Origin of the sequence: Vibrio cyclitrophicus, assembly GCF_024347435.1 — a bacterium.
In the GTDB taxonomy this organism is placed as follows: Bacteria; Pseudomonadota; Gammaproteobacteria; order Enterobacterales; family Vibrionaceae; genus Vibrio; species Vibrio cyclitrophicus.
Map to the genome: position 1 here is coordinate 2,228,992 of NZ_AP025480.1, position 24,360 is coordinate 2,253,351.

Here is a 24,360-nt window from a genome sequence, read left to right on the forward strand (position 1 = left end):
TAAACATTCAACAGGATCAAGATACTATCTCAATACTCTGCTTCAGACAGCTGTTTTTAGCCTGCGTATTCTGGGTAATCGGTTAAGCCTTTTTCAGCACCGCCAAACAAGGTATTTGGATCGTGCAGAGCAAGCGGATGACCATTTTGAATACGAGCGGGTAAATCAGGGTTAGCAACAAATGGACGACCAAAACCAACCATATCGGTTACGCCTTCCGCGACCGCTTTTGCTCCGCGCTCACTGTCGTACTTACCAGCATAGATCAGTACACCGTCATAAGCTGCACGAACGGCGGCCTTAAATGCTTTTGGCGTTTCAGGCGCATCGTCCCAGTCTACTTCTGCGATGTGCAGGTAAACGATCTTGTATAGGTTTAAGTACGCAGCTGCCGCTGTGTAAGTTTCAACTGGCGTCGCGTCAACCGTACCATTTAGTGAAGTAAAAGGAGCAAGACGAACACCAACACGGTCAGCACCAATCGCTTCAACCATAGCTTCAACCACCTCACCTAAGAAACGTAGGCGGTTTTCAATTGAACCACCGTATTCATCGGTACGGTTGTTTGCTTCAGAATCAATAAATTGGTTAATCAGGTAGCCATTTGCCGCGTGAAGTTCAATGCCATCAAAGCCAGCTTCGATCGCATTAAGTGCAGCTTGGCGATACTGTTCAACCACTTCTTTGATGTCTTCTTTCGTCATCTCACGAGGTTCAACCACATCAACAAAGCCCGGTTCATCTGTACCGTTATCGATAAATACTTTTACATTTTCTGCTTTTTAGTGCAGAAGATGAAATGGGTTGCTCACCGCCAATGTTGTCTGGGTGCGTAACACGGCCAACATGCCAAAGCTGTGCGAAGATAACACCGCCTTTTTCATGTACTGCATCGGTTACTTTTTTCCAACCAACGATCTGCTCGTCAGAGTAGATACCCGGTGTCCAAGCGTAACCTTGGCCCATAGGTGAAATTTGTGTACCTTCTGCCACAATCAAACCTGCAGAGGCGCGTTGAGCATAGTAAGCCGCCATCATTTCGTTTGCTGAATTACCAGGTTGCGTTGCACGAGAACGAGTCATCGGAGGCATAACAATACGGTTTTTTAGTTCGATGTTACCCAGTTGAATGGGTTGAAATAGTGCGTTTGTCATTGTCATTTCCTCGATTAACCTAGTTGAATCAGTTCGATTTGGTAGCCATCTGGGTCAGTGATAAAAGCGATGTGCGTTGAACCGCCTTTCACTGGGCCCGCTTCGCGAGTCACGTTGCCACCCAGCGATTTGATCTTGTCGCATGCCGCGTAAATATCTTCCACACCCAATGCTAAATGGCCAAAAGCGTTACCCATTTCATATTCATTAGTATCCCAGTTGTGCGTCAATTCGATAGTCGTACCGCCTTGCTGATAGCCAACAAAAACCAATGTGTAACGGTATTCGGTATTGTCATGGCGTTCTAGTTCTTTCATCCCCAATACTTTGGTGTAGAACTCAATAGACTTATCTAGATCAGCAACTCGAATCATTGTGTGTAGGAATTTCATATTTCGCCCTTCGTACTTGAACCTAAGCCTCGTAATACGAAGCGAATAAATGTTCGTTTAGGTTTGCCATAAAGGCTACCTATCTCTGTTGTTATTCATACTACTGAAGTCTTCAAAATCAGTGAAGTTATTAAATATTCTTATTTTGATAATTATTTGTTATTAAGTGACACAGGCGTGGATCGATGAAATTAAAAGGGGAAGCTAGCGCTCCCCCCTTGAATTGATACTTTCTGTCAGATACGCACTTAGAACCTCAAGCGTCTATCTTTAAGCGTTTTCGACATCGCATCAGATGTGCGGATGACTTGCTCTCTAAACCATTTATGTGCGGGATCGTTATTCTGCTTCTTAAGCCAAATTAAGTAATGAGACATCTGCTCATAAACAAACGGAGGCTTAAACAACTGCAGACCAAGCCTCTCTTGAAACTGGAGAGCCATAGAAAGTGGGACAACCGTTATATAATCCGACTGGCTACATAAGAGGATATTACTAAACAGTGATCGTCCGTGAAACGCTATTTTGCGCTTAGATAAATCCAAAGAAGTGTAATGGCTCAAGCTACGAACTTTACGGCGAGTTCGGTCTAGTACCGCATGCTTTTCAGTCATAAACTGAGCCTCGCTGATCTCACCTTGAATTCGAGGGTGACCCTCACGACACACAATAGCAAAGTCACCTTGATAAAGGACTTCACTGGCTATACTTGGATGCTCAGGAACCAAAATTTCAATCATAGCATCGAATTCTTGGGTCAGAAGATCTTCATAAATACGATCATCATTGTCTGGTTGGTCAAACACTTCAAGCGACAAATTTTGGTTAGGAAGCGCGGCAAAGCTATTGAGTAAAACCCATTGAAGATGCTCTGGTGAAGAGATAACAAACTTACGTTCAGAGGCTTGCTCATCAAAGCTCGCCATAGATTGAAATACACCGTTCAATTCATTAATTGGCGTTTTGATCTGTTCATACAAGCTTTGTGCATACGATGTAGGAACCACACCTCGTCCTTTACGGACAAAAAGCTCTTGGCCAATCTCTTTTTTTAGGCGTATTAGTGCGGTACTGATGGTCGACTGATTAGTACTGAGTTGATCAGCGGCCTTACTTAAACTGCCTTGCTCCATTACAGCAGAAAACACCGCAAGTAAATTAAAGTTTGGAATGTCGTTGCTCATATGTAATTACTCATTAGGCGACCATAAACACCATGCTATCGTAAAAACGATAGAATGAAATAGGAATCCGTCATTAGAGCGGTAAATTGAGACACTAACATCCCACGTAATAAGTATCTCAATAGGTTTAGCAGCAAAAACATTAACTTGCTATTCCTAGCGAGATGATGACGAGCAGCGTGATGCTTTCAAACCCAATAAGGACAGCAGCACTCCTTCTTCCTGAGCTTACTTATTTATAAGTGAGTACCGCAAGAGCCAACTCACTAACTTTTACTTAATCTACTGTTCACCAAGTATCTTAAACTCAAATGGCAACTGATTGGTTTAGATTCTAGTTTCAATACGTTGAAAAAAACATGATATTGTCTCATTAAATGTGACACTGTGTTCTGATTGGATTTGGTATACATTTGACTATTATTAGCTACAATGCTTCGAATTCAACGATTGAAAGTCGCGTTTACTCATTATTGAAAGCATGTATTTTTAACACCTCATAGTGATGCCTCATTCGTCACTGATTTTCATTTCTCTCTTATTGTAAATAATCATGAAAAAAATAAATTTCACTCAATTACTTATTGATGCTTTTATTAATCATTTCATTGATCCAAGCCAACTTAAGCAACGATGTTTTCAAGCCGAATTTGAGCGCTAGCAAATAAATCAACTAACCGATTTAAAATTAAAGTAACTTATCGTAATTACGATATTATCAAATCGTAATTCTGGGTGGATACTGTTCAAAACTCTTCCTATTATCCTGCCAACAAATCAATTCTTAGCCAAAACAGAACGCTGACAAATATCTAACTGCAATGCGTCAATGATCATGGAAGACCCCCTCGATAGCTGAGGAACTACACGTAATAAGATAATTGCTCATTAGCCATTCAGTTTCGGTCTGCTGGCTGACAACAAGTGTTGATTTATAGGGAAGCATTCGCTTCTTGATACCGAGAATCCGTTGTCTAGACTAAGTAGTCTCACTTTAAAGGCCATCTAATACTCTTGTTTATTATGCGCACCCATATTCAAGATAATAAGCACCTATTTTTCAAGATGTCATCAAAAGTTAGACTTCTAGGCTACAAATTCTCTCTCCTTATTTGTGTAGGTTGAGATATGAATTTTATTAAAATCGTTTTCCAGAAAGTCTGGGCCATTGCTTTGGTCTTGATTAAGTTCTGCCTGTTTATGGCAGTGATGTTAGCTGGTGCATGGGCTCTTGCTCCGTTAGGCACAATCCACTCTAAAGACATCGACATGTCTCAATTCAATAATCATCCCAACGAAATGATGATGAACTTCTTCCAGACAGAATACTTCTCTGGTTACCTATTCTCGGTCACGATAGCGGTCGTCTTAGCTGTCATTTATGGCATGTGGCAAATACATGAATTGGGCGTGCATAAAGCGAAAGAACACAAAAGTGCTCACGTACAAATCGTGTTTGCACTGTCACTTTGTGGTCTATTCATTAGCAAAACATTCTGGGTTATTGCATTAGTTATCGCGTTGGCGAACTGGAAGCATATTGGTCAATCACTGAGTGATGTTATTCGCCGTGGCGTACAGCCTAAACAAGACACTACCAATACAGAAACTGCTGTAGTCCGCGTATCATCCGAAAAACCGTCTCAAACAAAACAGTCTCCAGTAGAACAATCTTCAGAAAAAAAGTCTGCCGATGAAAAGACTCCAACAAAACCATCCCCTACAGAAAAAGAGGTCGCATAATGAAAGAGATGATGATCCCATACATCCTAATCGTATGGTCACTATTTGCGACAGGTGCACTTAAAAAGAGCATCAAAAACTATACATGGGCTGCCATTGGTGGCGTGGTAATTCTAGCAGTGTTAGCGGTAATTTCTCGCTTGTGGGCCCCTGTTGATCTAACAAACTCAACCACTGTGAAAGCACCACACGCGGTAATGTCACCTATCTTTGGTCAGCAGATCGACAAAGTGCTTGTTAAGCACAACCAAATGGTTAAAGAAGGCGATATAATCTACACCCTTGTCGACATAGATTCTGCCGCAGACAAAGCAAAGATCGAATCTTCAATTGTTCAGAAAGAAGAACAGATTAAGCAAATGACTCGCGACTTAGAGCGCGCTGAAACTTCACCTGAAATTTTCAATCTGCGTGACGTAGAAAAGTACGACTCAGACCTTCGAGTGCTGCACGCTCAACTTGTGTCGTTAAAAGCCGATCTACAAAAAGTAAATTGGGCGCAAGAGAAGAAAACGATTAGAGCTGAATTTGACGGTCAGGTATCGATAGTGAATATTGCTGAGGGGTCTGTAATGGGGAACATGCACCTTTACAACACCAGCAAAAAGTTCCTTGAGATGCGTATTTCAGACCAAACTTACGGATATGTTCAAGTAGGCGATTTTGCAGAGTTCTTCGTTGATGCATACCCAGGGCACGTGTTCAGAGCAAAAGTACACAGTTTCAACGCAGGTACGGGAGAGTCGAGTATTTCTCCACTTCAGGGGCCACAAAGCGTCGGTCAACACGTGGTCAGAAACGGTAATGGTTTAGGTCGTACTATCGTACTTGAGATCATCGAACCAGAAGGTTACAACATCCCTATTGGTTCAACTGGCGCGGCTTGGATTTCAGCAGAAAAACCACATCCTTTCTGGGGCTTCATTGATGTTATTGGCGCAGCAACCGTTCGCCTACAATCATACAAGTCTTACTTAGGCGCTTGGTAAACACGCTGGCACTGGATGGTATCATCACCTGCTGAACGCTCGCATGAGCTTCAAAATCAGGTGTGATTTCTTTTCATTCATAGAATACCCAATGCCCCGATTTTCGGGGCATTTTTGTATCTGAGATGAACCCATAGCCCTAATTGATTCAAATCAAAATAAATCGTTTATGTAATCATTCAAAGAACCAATCATCGTAAAAACGATAATTTAAAATATCATTACCTCGTAGATAGCCCCCTCTCTCACCTCTATCATTCAAACCAAGAAATCCAATTCCTGTATCCAAATATAAGGTCACTTCATGACTAATACATTCAAAAAAATGGCACTTCCTGTTGCTATTGCGAGCGCTTTATTGGTGTCTGGTTTTACATCAGCGACCCCAGTGGTAGAAGCAACGTCAAAAGTAGGTCAAGAACTGCAAACAAGTTCAGCGGCTCAATACCAAAATATTGATCTAAACGCACGCTACAAAAACGATGTTTTGTTCGAACATGAATCAAACCTATTTTGGGGTAAAGGCGATCGTATTAAGGTTCTTTCTAAAACCGGTGAAACATTGGCGTACACAGAAGAGTCTGAACACGTGCACCCAACGCTAACAAAACACAGTCGTAAAATGGACCAAGCGGTTATACAAGTCGATGACAATGTTTACTTAGCTTACGGTTTTGGCCTAGATACTCCAGTCATGATTGAAGGCGATGACGGTATCATCATTGTCGATCCTGGCGAATCTGTTCAAATGGCAGAAGCAGCAAAAGCGCAGTTCCGCCAGATTACCGATAAACCAGTCACTGCAATTATTTACTCTCATAACCACATTGACCACATCTCTGGTGTTCGTGCATGGACAACTGATGAGAAAGTAGCTTCTGGTGAAGTTAAGATCATTGCTCAAGAGGGCCTAACTGAAGCTGTGGCAAACTGGTCTTCAAACCTAGGTACGCTATTTGGCCATCGCACCTCTTACACCGGAGCAAAACACGTTGAAGAAGGTGAACACGGCACTGTAAACGATGGCCTCGGTCCGCGTTTCATGCAAGGCGATATCTCTTTCATTGAACCAAACACACTTATTGAAGCTAATGGTACGCTAGACATCACTATCTCTGGCGTACGTATGCAAATCGTAAACGTACCGTCTGAAACTAAAGATGAAGTCGTGGTTTATCTGCCTGAACAGAAAATTCTGCACGCCGCAGAGGTTTTACAAGGTGAAAACTTCCCGAACCTACACACCATTCGTGGTACTAAGTTCCGCGATCCGAGCATGTGGTTCAAAGGCATCGACGTAATGCGTCAATTCGATACAGAGGTCATGATCAACTCTCATGGTCGCCCTGTTGAAGGTAAAGAAGCAGTAGCAGATGTACTAACCGCTTATCGCGATGCGATTCAATACACGCATGACCAAACCATTCGCCACATGAACAAAGGCTTAACACCTGACGAGCTAGTTGAAGTAGTTAAACTGCCTAAACACCTAGCTGAACACCCTTGGTTGGGTGAGCATTATGGTACTGTTGCACACGCTGTTCGCCAAATTTACGTAGGCTACAACGGTTTCTTCGAAGCCGATCCGTGGCAACTAGAGCCAATGGCTTATGAGCAGCGTGCTAAAGCTTTCGTAGAAATCATGGGCGGCCGTGATAACATCATCGACACAGCAAAAGCAGCGATGAAAGCAGAGAACTACACTTTTGCAGCGGAGATTCTTTCTTACCCTATCACGGTAAACAAAGATGACATGGAAGCGCGCTTACTAAAGGCACAAGCTTACAAAGCATGGTCTGCCGATCAAGTGAACATCAACTGGCGTAACTGGGCGTTGAATGCTGCAGCTGAACTAGAAGGTACTCGTGACTTCTCTAACATGATCAGTTTTGCTTCTGTAGACGTTCTAACTGCCCTACCAAGTAAACAAATCTTCGATATGATGACATCGACGTTAATCGCAGAGAACACGCTAGATGTGAACACTGCGCTAACTTACAACTTCTCTGATACCAACGAGTCATTTACTATCGAAGTGCGTAACGGTATTGCTCAGCTTCATGAAACGGCACTAGAAGGCGCTGATGTTCAAATCAACACTTCTCGTCAAGTATTGAACCAAATCTTGATGGCTGGTCCAAACGCTCAACAAGTGATTGGTACCAACATGCAGTCTGGTGCGTTTAAGTTCTCGAATGGCGACATTCAAGCCTTTGGTCTATTCATGAGCTACTTCGATAAGCCTCTTTCCCCTGAAGAGCTGATGCTTATCGTTCGTTAACTGACACACGTTAGTTAAGGGCTCGCTAGGATAGCAAACGGATAAACATAGGGACCCTTCGCGGTCCCTTTATCTTTTGCTTATTATATAATTCAAACTCCTCCGCTCACATCAACTTTACTGATGGCGTGATGTGAAATATATACGTTCGACTCAAGGTTTCTAGATGCTAAAACGTTTCGCTCTGCTACTTTCACTCAGTTCATCTTTGGTTTTTGCTTGCGGCCTGCATCAAGATACTGGACTTAGCTTGATCACTGAACCGGGCTCTCTCGAAGTCTTTGGCAACATAATCAATGCAAGACAAGATGACGAATTTGGCAATTTAAATAAGCCTGATCATTTCCGCCTTTTTGCGATACAAGCAGCACTTGGCAAAGCACATCCAAACAAAATTGAGTTCAATCTATTTGAAGCAATCAAAGGCCACTACAGCGAAATCAGCTTTGCTAAAGGTGTCAAAGTTTCAGGAAGAGATACATTACCAACCGAGGAAGATTTACTTCTGATCACAGAGTTAGACGTGTTCGATGCGCTAGCAACAGGAACCATTTCTTGGGATCAAGCAAGCTTGCAACGTTTAATCGTCATCAACGGCCCCCAAGATAAACGTGAGCAATTGGAAGCTTGGTTTAATGACATTTTTGAAGGGTAATAGCTAAAATCTAAGTAATTTAAGGCTGAATAGTTAAAGGGGGGAGCAACAAAGAAAAATAAGACAGATGACAAAAACAAACAATAAAAAGTCGTCAAACCCTCGGACTTCAAACATTGAGAGTTCAACGACAAACTTAAATCAAAAAATTGCAGGCAACGGAATCAACTCCAGCCCTAGCACCCCACTGATGCTCATCACCACCAGCAGAGAGACCTTGAAGACGGTCTTTGACCACTGAATGTAGTTGAGGCAATCAACTTTACGGAACGTCACTTTAGTCCACATAAAGCAAACTGCCGCCGACACCGCTAAGTATTCATAGCCCGCTTCACCGAGCAAGAACAGCCCCAGTGCAACCGCGCCAAACGCGACTACATAAGCTTTCATGTGCTGATGTGCTTTGTCGACCCCCTCTTTTACCGGTAACACAGGAATACCTGCATCGCGGTAGTCTTGAATGCGGAACATCGCGATCGCATACGAATGTGGCATCTGCCATAAACAGAACATGATGAACAACAGAACAGCTTCTAAGCTCAGGTAGTTCGTCACGCCAAGGTAGCCAACCAATGGAGGAACCGCGCCAGAAATACTGCCCACTAAGGTGCCGTAAACGGAATTACGCTTGTACCACATGGTGTAGAAAAAAACGTAGAACACATAGCCAAGCAACACCACAACCGCAGACATCGGATTAACGAATTGAAACAGCAACGCCGTGCCTGCCAACAACATGACTAACGAATAGATAAATGCCACGTCTGTGTTGATGTTGCCCTGAACCAATTCGCGGTTCTGGGTACGTTTCATTTTCTGGTCGATGTCTCGGTCAAAGATGTTGTTCACAACACAACCTGATGCAATCACAAGCCCTACACCCGCTAACGTTGTCAGTAACAACATCACACTGGCTGGTTCTGTTTTTGCGGCGAGAAAGAACCCCGCCGCAACAGAAATCAGGTTGCCGAAAATGATGCCCGGTTTGGTAATAGACAAATATTTTTTCAGCATACCTTGGCCTACAACTTCATGTTGACGTTCATGTTGTAGATGATCCATACCGAGCCAGCGATAAGAATCAATACAACAATGGCAGTAAACATCAGTGACACTAAGTTCCAACGCCCATCGGAAGATTTCGCTTCCATATGCAAGAAGTACTTAAAGTGCACAAAGATTTGCACCAGCGCACAACCGAACAAGATCACGTAAGTTTCAGTGCTTGGCAACGCATGTGCCCACACAATGTAGAACGGAATAATGGTCAGAATTAGTGACGCAATAAAGCCTTTCACGTAATCCGTTGCACCGCTGTCTAGATGCTGTTCCATTACATCACCCCCATTAAGTACACGATGGTAAATACACAAACCCAAACAATATCAAGGAAGTGCCAGAACAAGCTCAAGCACTGGAAACGCATCGACATGTTGTCGTTCAAGCCTTTGGTTGAAAGCTGGTGATACGCCACCGCCATCCAGATAAGACCGAACGTTACGTGCAAACCGTGTGTACCAACCAAGGTAAAGAACGCAGAAAGGAACGCACTCTCTTGAGGGCCATAGCCTTCTGCAATCAAGTGATGGAACTCATACACTTCCATACAGATAAAGGCCAAGCCCAATACGAAAGTAACTTTGATCCATCGCTTCAGTCCTAAAACATCTTTGCGCTTCATTGCGATCATGCCAAAGCCAAAGGTGATACTACTGAACAGCAGCATCATAGTTTCGACAAACACGAACGGCAGTTCAAAGATGTCTTTGCCTGTCGGCCCTGCGATTGAACCACTCTCAAGCACGGCATAAGTCGCGAAAAGCGTGGCAAACAGGACACAGTCACTCATCAAGTAAACCCAAAAGCCGAACAACTTGTTGCCCGCAGCTTCGTGGTGGTGATCATGCGAGTGTGCAAGATCATAAGTGTGTGACGGAGTATTAGCTTGCATACGTCGTCTCCAAATCATCTTTATTTTCGTTGTTATCACTGTCACCGTCAGCACTGTTACCACGACCAGAATTGTCGCCTTTCACTGACTGTTTCTTCGCTTCTTCAAGCTGTGCACGTCGAGCCGCCTCAATCGCTTTGATCTCTTCAACTTCCACGTAGTAATCCACATCGTCGTTGTAGCTGTGTTGAATACATGTCACCACGATGCCTACTAAGCTTGCAGCCGCTAGCCACCAGATGTACCAGATCATTGCGAAGCCAAATGCCAACGCCCATGCAGAAACATAGATACCTGTCGGTGTGTTCTTCGGCATGTGAATACGTTCGTATTCTTCTTCCTGAGTTGGGTCAAACTCACCACTTTGCTTTTGATACCAGAACGAATCGATCTCATCGCCCTTAGGCAATTTTGCAAAGTTGTAGAACGGCGGTGGTGAAGACGTTGCCCATTCGAATGTACGTCCACCCCATGGGTCACCGGTTAGATCTCGGTTTTGGTCGCGGTCACGAACACTCACGTAAATCTGAACGAACTGACACACCACACCCATCGCAATTACGCCCGTACCTGCAGCCGCAACCGCCAGTAGAGGGAAGAATTCAGGGTTGATGTCTTGGCTCAAACGACGCGTCATGCCCATAAAGCCCAGAGCGTAAAGCGGCAAGAACGCCATCAAGAAACCAATGATCCAGCAGTAAAATGCGCGTTTACCCCAAAGCTCGTTCAGAGTGAAACCAGTCGCTTTTGGGAACCAGTAACCAATCGCTGCAAAACAACCGAAGACAACGCCACCGATGATTACGTTGTGGAAGTGCGCAATCAGGAATACTGAGTTATGCAGAATGAAATCTGCGCCCGGTACTGCCATCAATACGCCCGTCATACCACCCACGGTAAAGGTGATTAGGAAGCCCACTGTCCACATCATTGGCGTGGTGAAGCGGATACGACCTTTGTACATGGTGAATAGCCAGTTGAAGATCTTAACCCCGGTTGGGATAGAGATAATCATGGTCGCGATGCCGAAGAAGGCATTCACATTGGCGCCAGAACCCATAGTGAAGAAGTGATGCAGCCAAACCACAAACGCTAAAATAGTGATAGCCACCGTCGCCCATACCAGCGAGGTATAACCAAACAGTTTTTTGCGAGAGAAGGTTGCAGTCACTTCAGAGAACACACCGAAGATAGGCAAAATTAGGATGTACACCTCAGGGTGTCCCCATGCCCAAATCAGGTTCACATACATCATCACGTTGCCACCAAGGTCATTGGTGAAAAAGTGCGCGCCGATGTATCTATCCAAAGTCAGTAACGCGATGGTTACCGTTAGGATTGGGAAAGAGATGATGATCAGGATGTTGGCACACAGAGACGCCCACGTGAATACTGGCATCTTCATCATTGGCATAGACGGAGTACGCATGCGCAAAATAGTCGCGAAGAAGTTCACACCCGTTAACGTGGTACCCACACCGGATATTTGCAGCGCCCATATCCAATAATCGACCCCGACTCCCGGACTTGCCTCAATACCGGAAAGCGGCGGATACGCCAACCAACCCGTACGGCCAAATTCACCTAAGCCCAGTGACATGTTGGTTAGGATGATACCCACTACAAACAGCCAGAAGCTCAAGTTATTCAGATAAGGGAACGCAACATCACGAGCACCAATTTGCAGCGGCACAATGATGTTCATCAAACCGATAACCAAAGGCATCGCGACGAAGAAAATCATGATCACGCCGTGAGCCGTGAAGATCTGGTCATAGTGATGTGGCGGTAAATAGCCTGTCTCACCCGCTGCAGAAAGCAATTGCTGACTACGCATCATGACGGCATCGGCAAAGCCACGAACTAACATCACCATCGCGACCGCAATGTACATGAAGCCCAATTTTTTGTGGTCTACAGAAGTAAACCATTCATTCCAAAGGTATTGCCACTTACCGGCTTTTGTTACCGCATACACCACTAAACCACCCACTAAAGCGATCATGGTTAACGTGAACAAAATAATGGGTTCGTGGTAGGGAATTGAGTCTAGAGTTAATCTTCCAAACATGACGATTATCCTTGGGTTTCCGGCAAACAGTTCATTGAACCAGGGTGCTGGGTCACAACATCAGTGAATAAAAATGGTGGGATACTGGAGAACAGAGTCACAGGTTCAGCCACACTCGGCGCAGCCAAAGAACGGAATTGCTCCCAATCTTCAATACGGTCCGGGCTTGCTTTCACTTTTTCCACCCAGTTTAGAAACGCCACTTGATCAGGCATGGCTGATGCGGTGAATTTCATTTGAGAGAACCCTTTACCACTGTAGTTCGATGCAAAACCTTTGAAGTCACCTTCGTGGTTCGCGATCAAATTCAGCTTGGTCACCATTCCCGGCATCGCGTAGATCTGCGAACCAAGACGCGGGATAAAGAACGCGTTCATGATGTTGTCTGAAGTTAGCTTAAACGTCACCGGTACATCTTTCGGGAACGCAACATAGTTAACCGTCGCAATGTTTTGCTCCGGATAGATGAACAGCCACTTCCAGTCCAGAGAGACCACTTCGATCACCATCGGCTTAACGTCACTCACCAGAGGCTTGGAAGGCTCTAGTTCGTGTGTTGTTCGCCAAGTGATGGTGGCCAGAATCGCAATAATGATGATTGGAATCGTCCATACCACTATTTCAATCTTGGTTGAGTGCGCCCAGTCAGGTGCGTACTCTTCTGTGGTGTTGCTTTCACGGTATCTATAAGCAAAGTAGATGGTCATCAGGATCACGGGGATGACGACAATCAGCATCAGCAACAGAGCAGTAATAATCAGCTCCTTTTCCTGAACGCCAACGCTACCTTTTGGGTCGAGCAATGCGGAGTTACATCCTTCGAGCATCAGGACGGTTCCCACCAAACCAATCCTCGACAGATTTGCTCTCGATAAAATGCGTTTATATCTTGAAGCTTCCATTAACTTTCTCGATGGTTATCCAGCCTCAGAACGAACGCCCGAGTACTGGTTGTCATGGTCATTAGAATATTTATTTGTTGAGCATGTGAAACGACGCATCTCAAAGCGAAACGGAATTAGCCACTATCTTGAACAGTCGACAGTTGAACTGCCAAGTTAAAACGACAGTGCTGCATAGCCGAAACATTGCCGCACGGTTAAAACCACACAAAAAATATGACTTAATTGTTACACTTTGAAATACATTGTTACATTTGGCGCATTATGAGGAGTTGAAATTGAAAGCTCACCAAACAAACTTGGAAACTAACCTTCCAGTTATGAAAGTGAGATGTGGAAAACAGATAGGAAATTAGCCGCACGACATAGGCGTGCTACACGTGTAAAACCAACGCTGATAAGGGATGAGTAAGAATTTTAGAAACTAGCGACCAACAATGACGAAGCGAAGTGATGTTTGAGTACATTAGAAATAGTGAATTAAACAAAGTGTGACGATTATCAAATTTATCAATTCACATAGAATTTTAATGGTATTTAGAAAAGATATTACTCTGACCAACAACTCATTACCCAATCGAATAACACACTGCTTTTCATTGATAATAATGCCAGTTATGTGTCGAGAATTAATGGCAAAGATCGACCTAAAAAGCCGATTTGATGAGTATTTTGATCTGTTTTAAGTGGGTATTACTCCCCCCAAAAAGAGAGGAGTAAGAGTCATTAAGAGAGGATTATGCTGTTGCTGTGACGACTTTCTTGCGCTGATTTTTAGTCATCAAATGATAAACCACAGGCACAAAGTAGAACGAGATAAGGGTGGTTAATACTGTACCGCCGACAATCGCGACCGCAAAAGGAGGCCAGAAACCGCCACCAGCAATAATCAATGGCATAAAGCCACCAACGGTTGTGATCGTGGTCGAGCTGATATGGCGAGTACACGACATCACTGCCTCAACGACCGCATCCACATTGCCTGATGAGGCTTGCTTATCGAGTTTCAATTCCGTCAAAATCACGATGGCGGCGTTAATCGCTAAGCCCGCAATCCCAAGCATGGCGATGATCACGGTAAAGCCAAACGGATAACCGAAGATCCACACCGACAACAGCCCTAACCCACCAGCCAGTCCTGCTACCATGAAGATAATGCTACTCATTCGGAACGAGTTGAACGACATCACCACCACCAACACCATCAATACCACCACAACGGCGACATTCGAGATCAGGCTATTGACTGAATTGTCTCGTTCAGCGGATTCGCCACCAAAACCAATCGTGTAACCCGATGGCATCTCATAGCTTGCTAGGCGTTTTTGGAATTCATTAAGTACGGTTTGAGGTAAGACACCCGCTTCAATGTAACCCTCGATGGTATTCACACGCTGCCCGTTACGACGAGTAATCGCACCACGACTGGTCGTCAATTCCAGCTCCGCCAGAGTCGAAACATTAATCCCCGTGGAATAGACATCTGAACTGATCGGCAAACGAATATTACTCAGGTGCGAAAGATCCTCACGCGCGTCATCCGCGACACGAACACGAATTGGCACCGATTCACTACCCTCAATAACAGAGCCGCTTTCACGACCAGTCAGCGTCGTTTGCAACATGCCCGCAAACTGATTGAGTGAAATCCCGTTAAGTTTTGCGGTGTCTTCATCAACCTTCAACCATACCTTAGGTGTCCCCGGTTGCAGTGTTTCCCTTGTGTGAGTCACATGAGGAACACCTGCCAGAATCAAGCGCACATCCTCACCAATCGCTTTCAACGTATCAAGGTTTTCACCATACACACGCAGTTCAACGGGCGCGGTAAATGGAGGCCCTTGGTTGAGCTTTCTCACCAAGATCTGCGCCTGTGGTACTTCTTTATCTAGCACCTTTTGAAGTTCTGGAATTAGCGCATTGGCTTGATCAAAATTTTCTGTTTTCACCATCGCTTGTGAGAAGTACGGCGCGTTATTTTGCCTTGCTTGCAGGTTGTAATAGAACGATGGGAAGTTCGCTCCTACTAGCCAGTCAATACGCTCGACTTCGGGGTAACGATGAATGATATCGTCGATTTTTTCAGAGGTATTTTTAGTGGCATAAATGCTCGCTTGCGGCGGCATGTAAACCTGAATCTCAAACATGTCTCGGTCTGATGGCGGGAAGAATTGCTCAGTCAGCTGAGACATACTCCAGTAACCAGTAAACGGAACCAACAACACCAAAGCAATCGTGATAATTGGATGCGTGACACCAAAACGGACAGAAGACGAGAACCAGCGCGTCAAAGCAGGAATTCTCAAACCCGTCATGTACCAATGGTGCTGCCCTTTCTTGTCGACATCACTGAGTTGTTTCGGCAGTAGCTTAGTCGCTAAGCCCGCAATCAAGGTGTGCGAAATGATGTAAGAACCGATCAACGAGAAAGAAACGGTAATCGCAATTCCTCCCACAAACTCACCCGATGCGCCCGGCATCAGAATGATCGGGGCAAACGCCAATACCGTGGTTAATGTTGACCCCAGTAGCGGCACCCATAAATGTTTCAACGCATTCATGGTTGCTTCGGCTCGATGTTGTCCTTTCAGGCGGTAAGCTTGAATGGTGTCGACCATCACCACCGCGTTATCTACCATGATTCCGAGCGCCACAATTAGGCCCGTCACCGACATTTGGTTAATCGGAACACCGGTCATTTTCATGATCGATAGGGTCAATAATGAGGTTAACGGCAGAGAAATTGCCACTAAGATCGCGGCGCGAACGCCCAAGGTGACAAACAGCACAATTAAGATCAAGCCGAAACCGATCATCAAGCTTTTGCCTAAATCGTCTAAGCGAGTTTCGGTATAACCTTGCTGATTAAAGAGCACCGTCACCTTAACGTTACTTGGTAACTCTTGCTCAAATTTACCAATCAGAGCATTAGCTCGCGACGTCCAGTTGTCGACTCGCAGATCCGGATGCATTCTTGCCGCGACAATCACACCCGGCTCACCATCAATAATGGCAATCTGGTCTTGTGGGGTTTTCTCACCACGTTTCACAGAAGCAATGTCTTCCATACGGATGATGTGACCTTTGCTATCAGTGGCTATTGGCACTTGCTTAATGCGTTCAATAGAATCGAGTTCCGATTTAATTTCTAAGCCAAAGCGAGAATAATCACTCACTAACTCACCGGCGGAGTTCTTGGCGTCCGCTCCTTCTAGCGACTCAGCAATATTGGCACTTGAGCGCCCTAACGCCGCTGCATCTGCGGTACGTAAACTGATTTGAATCTCTTCTTGTGGCATCCCGTATTCATCAACAAATTCGGTGCCCGATAAAGTTCGTAATCGCTTGGCGAGTTCTTTGGCATAGCGACCCAGCGTTAATCGGTCTGGCTCGCCGGCACCAGACCAAGTTAGAGATGCAATGGTCGTGAAAGCATAAGTATGGTCGCTATCGAGATCGGGAGAATGTGAGCCAGCAGGCAAGATGGATTCGATATCAGATAGTTTGTCGCGAGCTTGAGACCAAACCGGCTCAGGCTCGGTGATGGTGTCATTCAATTCAAGCGTGACAATAGACACGCCCGGCCTTGAGGTTGAGCTCACCAATTTAACTTCACTCAGTTCACGCAGCTTATTCTCGATTACCTCAGTAACCAAGGTTTCAACACGTTCGGCACTGGCGCCGGGGAAGCTCGTAGTAATGTTCGCGTAACGGTTGATGATGACTGGATCTTCTGCACGCGGCAGCGTCATGAACGCAGAAATACCACTCACCATGAGCAGTGCCGTCATTAAGATAAGCAGTCGAGTATTGGAAATAATCTCTATGATTTTCATGCTATTTCCTATTCAGCAGTAACGCTGGCTGGCTTCACGGTTTGTCCGGGAACCAAGCGGTGCAACCCACTGGCGATCACTTGCTCGCCTTCGGTAATGGCACCGCTGACATAGGCTTGTTGGTTATTAGCAAACAGAACCTGAACACTTCTACGTTCAACCTTGTTGTCTTCACCAATCACAAAGATGTTCCACACCCCGCGTAATCCATCAATCAAACCAGTTATTGGCACCCAGTAGCCTTGGTCATCAATCTGTTCATCAAATTTAAGGTAGGCAAGTTGCCCTTCTAATACCGACGATTGTTCAGGAAAAAGATAACGTAAGCCGACACTTCGAGAGCGAGTGTCGACCATCGCACCAGGGTTCAGCAGAGTCACAGAGAAATCATCTCGCCCGACACGAATACTTGGTGCGGAAAGTGAAGTAACCTTTTTCATTTGATGGGCAGGAATACCGATGAAGGCTTCTTTCCCTTCAGAGGCAAGCAAAGTCAGAGTTGGATTACCCACATTCACTACATCTCCCAAAGAGACAAAACGCGTTGAAATAGTGCCCGAATAAGGCGCAAGAATTGTCGATTTCACTAGCTTCAATTGATTGCCTTTTACTGAGGCATCAATACGCAGCAAGTTAGCCTGCAATACGCGTTGCTCACTAGTCAGCGAGTCAATTTCCGCCTCTGCACTGAAGCCTTTAGCTTTCAATGAACGCTGACGTTTAAGGTTCGCTGCCACCAAACTCAACTGAGCTTTGACTTCTTCAGCTTGAGCTTTCAACTGGCTAGATTCAGTTTCCAAAAGTTGGGTATCCAATCGAATCAACGGCTGACCCATTGTGACTGTGTCACCGACATCCACTAGAATCTCGTTTACTTTGCCCGCCAGTTCGAAACCTAAATTAGCTTGTTGACCCGCCTTAACCACACCGACATATTCGCGCTGTACTGCATAAGAGGAAGATAGCGCCAAAGCGATCGTTTCTACAGTTAAAATGGTTTGGACGCTCGAAGCCGTTTCAGTGGTTGAATCAACCGACTCTTCGGCTTGTTCCTTTTCGCCACATCCAACAAGAAAAGTCGACAACGCCACTGCCAATGCGCTTCCCTTCATCAATTTATACATACGTACTGTTCCTATGCGGTACTCAATTATGTTCTTTTTTTAGACTAACCAAATCAAACTAGACTGTCTAGTTTGATTGTGTTAAAAATAAGTTTCATCGTTAATGATTGATAAAACCATCACAAAAAGCATAATGCTTAGCGCAGAATGAAATGCATTGAACTGAGTAACGTCAAGTACCAAGCAAGCAACGAGAAACAGCACGTGACTAAAATCATCAAGAGTGAACAGAAGAGATCGCAGATCTTAACCGCAGCCAGCCAACTTTTCTCTGAACATGGCTTTAAGATCAATATGGATCAGATAGCCAAAGCAGCGAACGTTTCCAAGCAAACGGTCTACTCTCACTTTAAAAACAAAGACGAACTTTTCGAAACCTGCATGCAAACCAAGTGTGCGGAGCGAGAACTCAGTCCTGCTGCCTTTGATATGGATGCAGAGGTGGGTGATGAGTTGGTGAAATTTGGTGTGAAATTTCAGGATTTGTTACTTGATGAGCAATCTAGACAAACCTTCCAAAATGCCATTAGCCAAGCGAATACGCATCCAGAGATCGCCTCAATCTATTTAGAAACTGGGCCTCAGAAAACCACAAAATTACTCGCCGATTACCTACAGTCGAAAATAGAATCTGGTGATCTCACACTGTCGACATCAAGCTCGCCAGTCATTGCTGCACGCCAACTGTTACTGATGTTTCACGGCAAATCGGCGTATTGGGGATTCTTCGGACACGATAGCGGCGAGTCACAAGATGAAAGACTTCACTACACGCGTGAATGTGTCGCACTATTCTTAAACGGCAACCAACCTCGCTAGTTTAAGTATCGCAAACAAAAAGCACTCGGTATATGCCGGTAAACCAATGAAAAATAACAGCTTGTTTTGACAATGACTTGTTCATAATGACCACTCTATGTCTCTGACCTAAGTGTTATTTAGACTCATTATCATTAAATTTAACATGGTCTTTACGTAAAATAACGTAGAGACCAATAAACCGCTATGTACCGTTATTTGGAATGCTCCACATAAATCAATTCATCGGTATTGAAGCCTCGCTCTTTAGACATCCTTGTGAATTTCTCCATGACCTCAGATGAGACTTCTGGGGTTCGAGAAAGTAACCATAAGTAATCAGTGTCTGGGCCAGAGACAAACGCGTATTGGTAGTTCTCTTTGTCCAATTCAAACACCACATAAGCGCCATAGAATGGGCCAAAGAATGATACCTTCAAATAGCCCTGATCACTGCCTTCGACAAAATAGGCTTTACCTTCCGCTTCGTTCCATTCGCCATCTTCATCTGAATAGCCGCGGTTAATCACCTTCACACCACCATCATCACGCAGGCTATATTCGGCACTGATGCTATTGAGGCCTCGCTCAAACGAGTGGTCCAAACGAGCAACTTCGTACCATTTACCCAAGTATCTATCCAATTCAAACTGTTGAACGGGCTTTACTGTTTCAGGCATACCGACACACCCACCCAATAAGATGACACTTAGCAGCAATAATATTTTCTTCATCCTAACCTCGACTTGTTTTAATAGTAATTCGAGTAAGTCATGTGAGAGCCTTAACTTACATCCTTGGTAATACGTTAAATCCGTTTAATTGGTTCATATAACAGTAAATTATTCAGAAGCTTATGTGAATCGTTTTGTCAGTGAATGAATCAGTGATGCTTCATTGCTGACCGGTACTGAGTCGGTGTTACTTGCTTATACGATTTAAACTGACGATTGAAGTTGGCTTGGTTGTCGTATCCCACTTTCTTGATCTGCTCCAGCAATACAGAACAACGCACTAAGTAATTTTTCAATACGAAAAGTTATCCGTGTGAAGCTAAATTAGAACATGACCAAACACGGAAATGTCCAGAAACGTTTTTAAAATTGCTCAAACTCTATTGTCCTCCGACAACAATAGCTATATATAGAGCGAGCATAGGGTCAGATAGAGTTTAAAAGTAGGTAGTGGTTAGGAGGGGGTGGTGATCTTAATTACACATCCCTGTGTAACGTATTCTGAATATCAGCTGGCTTTAAAGCGCTTCATAAATTGACTAAAGCGTGGAATCAGGTTTTGCACAGTCGGCGCATCGGGAATCTCATTTACAAAAATCATAAAGCGCTGTGCTTTACTTTTATCACCTTGAGCAGTCCCTGCTAGTATTGCTTGAGCTAAAATTACATGCTCAGCGGTAACGTCCTTATTCGAAAATTCGTGAATCAACATAGAAAGTCCTAATAAGTATAAATACGGATGTAATAATACAATATATTGATGTTTATATCGATAGTTTATGGCATTCATCAATGTCAGATTTGTGTAAAAGCAAGACAGTGATGTGCACCATCAATACTGGACAGTGAGCTTAGTGACTTTCCATACTTATGCCAATTCGTGATTTGCTAATACTTGGCTCTCCAAAACTCATTTCTGTCCATAGCCGTTGCAGCTCTTCCTGAACCTTACTAAATGTGGCTGCCAAACTTAATGTTGACCAACAACATTAAAAGGAGGTCATCATGAGAAAGCTATCTTCTGGAAAATGCAGCGGTATCAAAAGACCATTTAAGCTTGAAGAGATCTGGCGAATCAGAACTAGGTTGGAGATTGAAAACGATCTGATGCAACTCGCACTAAGTGACTAAATTCACTATGCCACTACATACCGACGAGGGAACACCTCAAGGGGGAATTATCTCTCCAACCTTGATGTTAATGACTCTCGCGGGAATAGAGCAACAAATAAAACCTACAGCCCTGAAAAAGGGTGCTAGGGCCAACTTTATCGGTTACGCGGATGATTTCGTAGTCACTTGCTCTTCAAAGGAAGTGCTAATGAACGACATCAAACCGTTGATTGCTGACTTTCTGGCAGAAAGAGGGTTAGTCCTCTCCGAAGAGAAAACGAAGATCACTCATATTGATGATGGCTTTGACTTTCTAGGCTTCAATCACAGGAAGTACAAAGGGAAATTGCTCATCAAACCGAGTAAATCCCAAATGTCAGTGAACCACGATTGATTAAAGCATGACTATAGACGCTTCTAGTTAGTTGTTTTGTAGCGAGGCTTGGTCATTAATCTAAGTATTTGGATGAACTTAGCTGATCAGGTCGTGGGTTGATGATTTGGTTCCCTGATTTAGGAAACAAAGCCGTTTGCGACATAACCTTAGTAACATCTGGGCATATATTAAAGAAAATTTATTTTAGCATGTAAGAATACATGATGTGAAATCATCCATTTTAGTTAAATCTCCTTTACATACCTCTACATAGAAAATACAATTCTTTTTCATTTAAGGTGAAAATGATCTAACTAATTGTTATTAAAGGATTTAATTTATAATGCCCGATCGTACTGCTCTCTCCAACGTATTCACACAAACACTAGAACAAGCAGTTGATGGTGTGGTTGTAATTGATTCGAAAAATAACATCATGCTTTTTAACTCTGCAGCAGAGAAACTTTGGGGGTACAATAAAGATGAAGTACTCGGAGAAAATGTAAAAATATTAGTACCAGATGATATCAAACCACATCACGACAACTTAGTAAATGCCAACAGAGAGACTGGTATTAACAAAATTGTTGGAACTAGCAGAGACATTGAAATAGTAGGTAAAAATGGTTCAAAGAAATGGGGGGCATTTTCTATTTCGAAAGTAGAAGTTGATGGAAGCATTCTTTACACAGCTTTTATTAAAGATGTTACCGATTTAGTTTTACAACGTAAACGCATGGAAATGCTTTCTCTTGTTACTGACAAATCAGATAATGCTATATTTGTGACTAATGAAAATTGGGAACTAATTTATATCAATAAAGGCTTCACAAAGCTATTAGGCTACAAAGAACACAATATACTTGGCCAAACGCCAACTCAAGTAATTGCTCCAAACTTCTCTTCAGAATCAATATCATCTATAAGAAAAAGCTTGTTTTCTGGTAATGCTTTAAAGCTAGAGGAGCTAATAACAACACAGGACAATAGGGAACTATGGTGCTCTATAATGTCTAATCCTGTATTCGACCAATCTGGAAAGTTGACAAATGTTGTTGGTATTCTATCAGAAATTACAGAAACTAAATTGCATGAAGTTCTTCACGCTCAAGTATTAAATGCAATTGCAAGTGACAAAGCTCTAGAAGTCATAATGGAAATTGCATGTCATGAGGTAGTCAAAATGAGCAGTGATATAATACCCATCATTTTAAAAATAGATGATGAAAATAAGTTACAACCTCTTGCCTCATTGAATTTACCTACAGAAATTAAAAGCAAGCTAGAAAACCTCAAAATCTCAGATAATAATGGCTCAGCAGCAACATCTGCCTTCATAAATGAAGCCGTATTTATGGAAGATATTTTATCAAGTCCTCTTTTGAATAATCAAAAAACAACTCTTCCACCACTAGGTATAAAGAGTTGTTGGTCACTACCAATCAGAGGGCAAAAAAGTGAAGTTATTGGTGTAATTTCTTTCTATAGCAAAAAGAGAACAAAGCCTACTAAAATAGAGCATACATTAGGTAATGTATTAGCCCCACTATGTGGCTTGGCGATAGAAAGAGAGGTTCATAGGCAAAATATAAGACAGTTAGCATATTATGATAGTTTAACCCAACTCCCAAATCGGAGCCTTTTACACGCTGAAGCAGAACACGCATTAAGAGAAGCTGAATCTAATGCAACAACACTTGCAGTCTTGTTTCTAGACCTAGATCGATTTAAACAAATCAATGATAGTTTTGGTCACCCCGAAGGTGATCGTTTCCTTAAAGCAATTGCATCTAGGATCCAAAATAAATGTACAAACGGCGATATATGCGGGAGGCTATCAGGTGATGAATTTGTCATTGTTGTTAAAAATAAAGCCCCCGAATGCTTAAACAATTTTATTGAAGAGTTAAAGCTATCAATTTCAAGTACGTATGAAACTGAATTGTTTAAAATTACGCCATCTGCAAGTATAGGTATTAGTGTTTATCCAAATGATGGGCACGATATAGGCACATTAATTCATCGTGCTGATATGGCTATGTATCAAGCAAAAACTGCTGGTAAAGGTCGATTCTCTTTCTTTAGTCACGAACTCAACCAACTAGCACAAGAAAGGCAAGAGTTAGAAATAGAACTTCAGAAAGCAATCGATGAAAATCAGCTTGAACTTGTTTATCAACCACAAATTAATATGGGAAGCGGGACGCTATATGGTGTTGAAGCATTAACTAGGTGGGTACACCCTAAGTTCGGTGCTGTTACTCCTAATAAATTCATTCCATTAGCCGAGGAGTGTGGATTAATAGGTGATTTAAGCCGATGGGCATTAAGAACCGCATGCAAACAAATGTCCATTTGGAGAAGCAAAGAAATCGACATCCCTTCTGTCTCAGTAAACCTATCTCCTATTAATTTCCATAACTTAGATTTATGTGACCTAATCCTGTCAGAGTTAAATACATATAACCTTAAAACCACAGACTTAACATTAGAGTTAACTGAAGGTATTTTCTTAGATACAAACCCTAATACAATGAAGACTCTTCATGACATTCATGATCAAGGTATTGGGCTCTCAATTGACGACTTCGGTACAGGTTATTCGAGCTTAAGCTATTTGAATAAGATCCCATTAAAAGAGCTAAAGCTCGATAAGAGTTTCGTAACAGAGATCGAAGCAAGCGGTACAAGTCGAGCTCTTAGTCAAGCAGTGATTCAAATAGGTGAAAGTCTTAATTTAGATGTAGTAGCGGAAGGTGTTGAAAGTCAGGGGCAGTATAAAGTTCTAAAAGAACAAGGTTACCATGTTGCACAAGGCTTTTTATTCGCTAAACCATTAAATCCAATTGAGATAGAAGTATGGCTTAAGAATATATCTGCACATGTTTTTAAACATAAGAACTAAAGATGGGGGCTGTTATCATTGTGATGTGCACCATCAATACTGGACAGTGATCTTAGTGACTTTCCATACTTATGCTAATTCGTGATTTGCTAAGACTTGGTTCTCCGAAACTCATTTCTGTCCAACTCCAATTCAGTCCCAAAACAAAAAG

General features: G+C 43.3%; 17 protein-coding genes and 4 pseudogenes. 8 read left to right on the forward strand and 13 right to left on the reverse strand.

Translation table 11 applies throughout. From position 1 onward, the window contains the following. Positions 1-56: 56 nt before the first annotated feature. From OCW38_RS09745 to OCW38_RS09755, 3 genes and pseudogenes are all read right to left on the reverse strand, one after another. A pseudogene (locus OCW38_RS09745) lies at positions 57-1,155 on the reverse strand (alkene reductase). A 14-nt stretch (positions 1,156-1,169) separates the two neighbouring features. Continuing rightward, positions 1,170-1,547 carry a lactoylglutathione lyase gene (gloA, locus tag OCW38_RS09750; RefSeq protein ID WP_016790819.1) on the reverse strand — a complete coding sequence of 126 codons (378 nt, stop codon included), beginning with the start codon at positions 1,545-1,547 and terminating at the stop codon, positions 1,170-1,172. A gap of 248 nt (positions 1,548-1,795) precedes the next feature. Beyond that, complete coding sequence (locus OCW38_RS09755) at positions 1,796-2,731, reverse strand: LysR family transcriptional regulator (RefSeq protein ID WP_010439834.1); 936 nt, start codon at positions 2,729-2,731, stop codon at positions 1,796-1,798. A gap of 1,128 nt (positions 2,732-3,859) precedes the next feature. On the opposite strand from OCW38_RS09755, the gene OCW38_RS09760 reads away from it, so the two are divergent. From OCW38_RS09760 to OCW38_RS09775, 4 genes are all read left to right on the forward strand, one after another. Then, entirely contained in the window at positions 3,860-4,474 is a 615-nt protein-coding gene (locus OCW38_RS09760; RefSeq protein WP_010439832.1) for a magnesium transporter, read from the forward strand. Next, positions 4,474-5,463 (forward strand): efflux RND transporter periplasmic adaptor subunit, encoded by a 990-nt coding sequence (locus tag OCW38_RS09765; RefSeq protein ID WP_010439830.1) that lies wholly within the window; start codon positions 4,474-4,476, stop codon positions 5,461-5,463. Before OCW38_RS09760 ends, OCW38_RS09765 begins: the two co-directional genes overlap by 1 nt. Before the next feature lie 304 nt (positions 5,464-5,767). Further along, positions 5,768-7,744: an alkyl sulfatase dimerization domain-containing protein gene (locus OCW38_RS09770; protein ID WP_065099468.1), complete on the forward strand. Its 1,977-nt coding sequence runs from the start codon at positions 5,768-5,770 to the stop codon at positions 7,742-7,744. A gap of 166 nt (positions 7,745-7,910) precedes the next feature. Next, the gene (locus OCW38_RS09775; RefSeq protein ID WP_017065279.1) at positions 7,911-8,399 is read left to right on the forward strand and encodes a hypothetical protein; all 489 of its coding nucleotides are present in this window, start codon (positions 7,911-7,913) and stop codon (positions 8,397-8,399) included. 141 nt (positions 8,400-8,540) lie between these two features. Here the strand turns inward: OCW38_RS09775 and cyoE are convergent, their stop codons facing one another. From cyoE to OCW38_RS09810, 7 genes are all read right to left on the reverse strand, one after another. Next, positions 8,541-9,413: a heme o synthase gene (gene cyoE / locus OCW38_RS09780; protein WP_196769283.1), complete on the reverse strand. Its 873-nt coding sequence runs from the start codon at positions 9,411-9,413 to the stop codon at positions 8,541-8,543. Between the two features lie 8 nt (positions 9,414-9,421). After that, positions 9,422-9,733 (reverse strand): cytochrome o ubiquinol oxidase subunit IV, encoded by a 312-nt coding sequence (cyoD, locus tag OCW38_RS09785; protein WP_016786088.1) that lies wholly within the window; start codon positions 9,731-9,733, stop codon positions 9,422-9,424. Continuing rightward, positions 9,733-10,350, reverse strand: coding sequence for a cytochrome o ubiquinol oxidase subunit III (gene cyoC / locus OCW38_RS09790; RefSeq protein ID WP_261893866.1), 618 nt, complete (start codon positions 10,348-10,350; stop codon positions 9,733-9,735). The genes cyoD and cyoC overlap by 1 nt, the downstream gene beginning before the upstream one ends. Further along, the gene (gene cyoB / locus OCW38_RS09795; protein WP_261893868.1) at positions 10,340-12,421 is read right to left on the reverse strand and encodes a cytochrome o ubiquinol oxidase subunit I; all 2,082 of its coding nucleotides are present in this window, start codon (positions 12,419-12,421) and stop codon (positions 10,340-10,342) included. The genes cyoC and cyoB overlap by 11 nt, the downstream gene beginning before the upstream one ends. Before the next feature lie 5 nt (positions 12,422-12,426). Next, entirely contained in the window at positions 12,427-13,323 is an 897-nt protein-coding gene (gene cyoA / locus OCW38_RS09800) for a ubiquinol oxidase subunit II (protein WP_080572717.1), read from the reverse strand. Positions 13,324-14,060: 737 nt separating this feature from the next. Beyond that, positions 14,061-17,159 carry an efflux RND transporter permease subunit gene (locus OCW38_RS09805; RefSeq protein WP_261893871.1) on the reverse strand — a complete coding sequence of 1,033 codons (3,099 nt, stop codon included), beginning with the start codon at positions 17,157-17,159 and terminating at the stop codon, positions 14,061-14,063. A gap of 8 nt (positions 17,160-17,167) precedes the next feature. After that, a complete protein-coding gene (locus OCW38_RS09810) occupies positions 17,168-18,283 on the reverse strand; it encodes an efflux RND transporter periplasmic adaptor subunit (RefSeq protein WP_016792482.1) in 1,116 nt (371 codons plus the stop codon). A gap of 204 nt (positions 18,284-18,487) precedes the next feature. Between OCW38_RS09810 and OCW38_RS09815 the strand changes: the two genes are divergently transcribed. Then, entirely contained in the window at positions 18,488-19,102 is a 615-nt protein-coding gene (locus OCW38_RS09815; RefSeq protein WP_029189638.1) for a TetR/AcrR family transcriptional regulator, read from the forward strand. A gap of 194 nt (positions 19,103-19,296) precedes the next feature. On the opposite strand, the gene OCW38_RS09820 is transcribed toward OCW38_RS09815, so the two are convergent. The 3 genes and pseudogenes from OCW38_RS09820 to OCW38_RS09830 form a co-directional block, all read right to left on the reverse strand. Then, positions 19,297-19,815 (reverse strand): lipocalin family protein, encoded by a 519-nt coding sequence (locus tag OCW38_RS09820; RefSeq protein WP_010439773.1) that lies wholly within the window; start codon positions 19,813-19,815, stop codon positions 19,297-19,299. A 149-nt stretch (positions 19,816-19,964) separates the two neighbouring features. Beyond that, positions 19,965-20,069 (reverse strand): annotated as a pseudogene (locus OCW38_RS09825) (AraC family transcriptional regulator); the annotation flags it as partial. Between the two features lie 254 nt (positions 20,070-20,323). Next, on the reverse strand, positions 20,324-20,527 hold the full coding sequence (locus OCW38_RS09830; protein ID WP_004736343.1) for a hypothetical protein: 204 nt from the start codon (positions 20,525-20,527) through the stop codon (positions 20,324-20,326). A gap of 293 nt (positions 20,528-20,820) precedes the next feature. Between OCW38_RS09830 and OCW38_RS09835 the strand changes: the two are divergent. The 3 genes and pseudogenes from OCW38_RS09835 to OCW38_RS09845 all read left to right on the forward strand — a co-directional run. Next, a pseudogene (locus tag OCW38_RS09835) lies at positions 20,821-20,937 on the forward strand (integrase); the annotation flags it as partial. Positions 20,938-20,965: 28 nt separating this feature from the next. Next, positions 20,966-21,298 (forward strand): annotated as a pseudogene (locus OCW38_RS09840) (reverse transcriptase domain-containing protein); the annotation flags it as partial. Between the two features lie 349 nt (positions 21,299-21,647). Further along, positions 21,648-24,209: an EAL domain-containing protein gene (locus tag OCW38_RS09845; protein ID WP_261893876.1), complete on the forward strand. Its 2,562-nt coding sequence runs from the start codon at positions 21,648-21,650 to the stop codon at positions 24,207-24,209. Positions 24,210-24,360 lie beyond the last annotated feature (151 nt).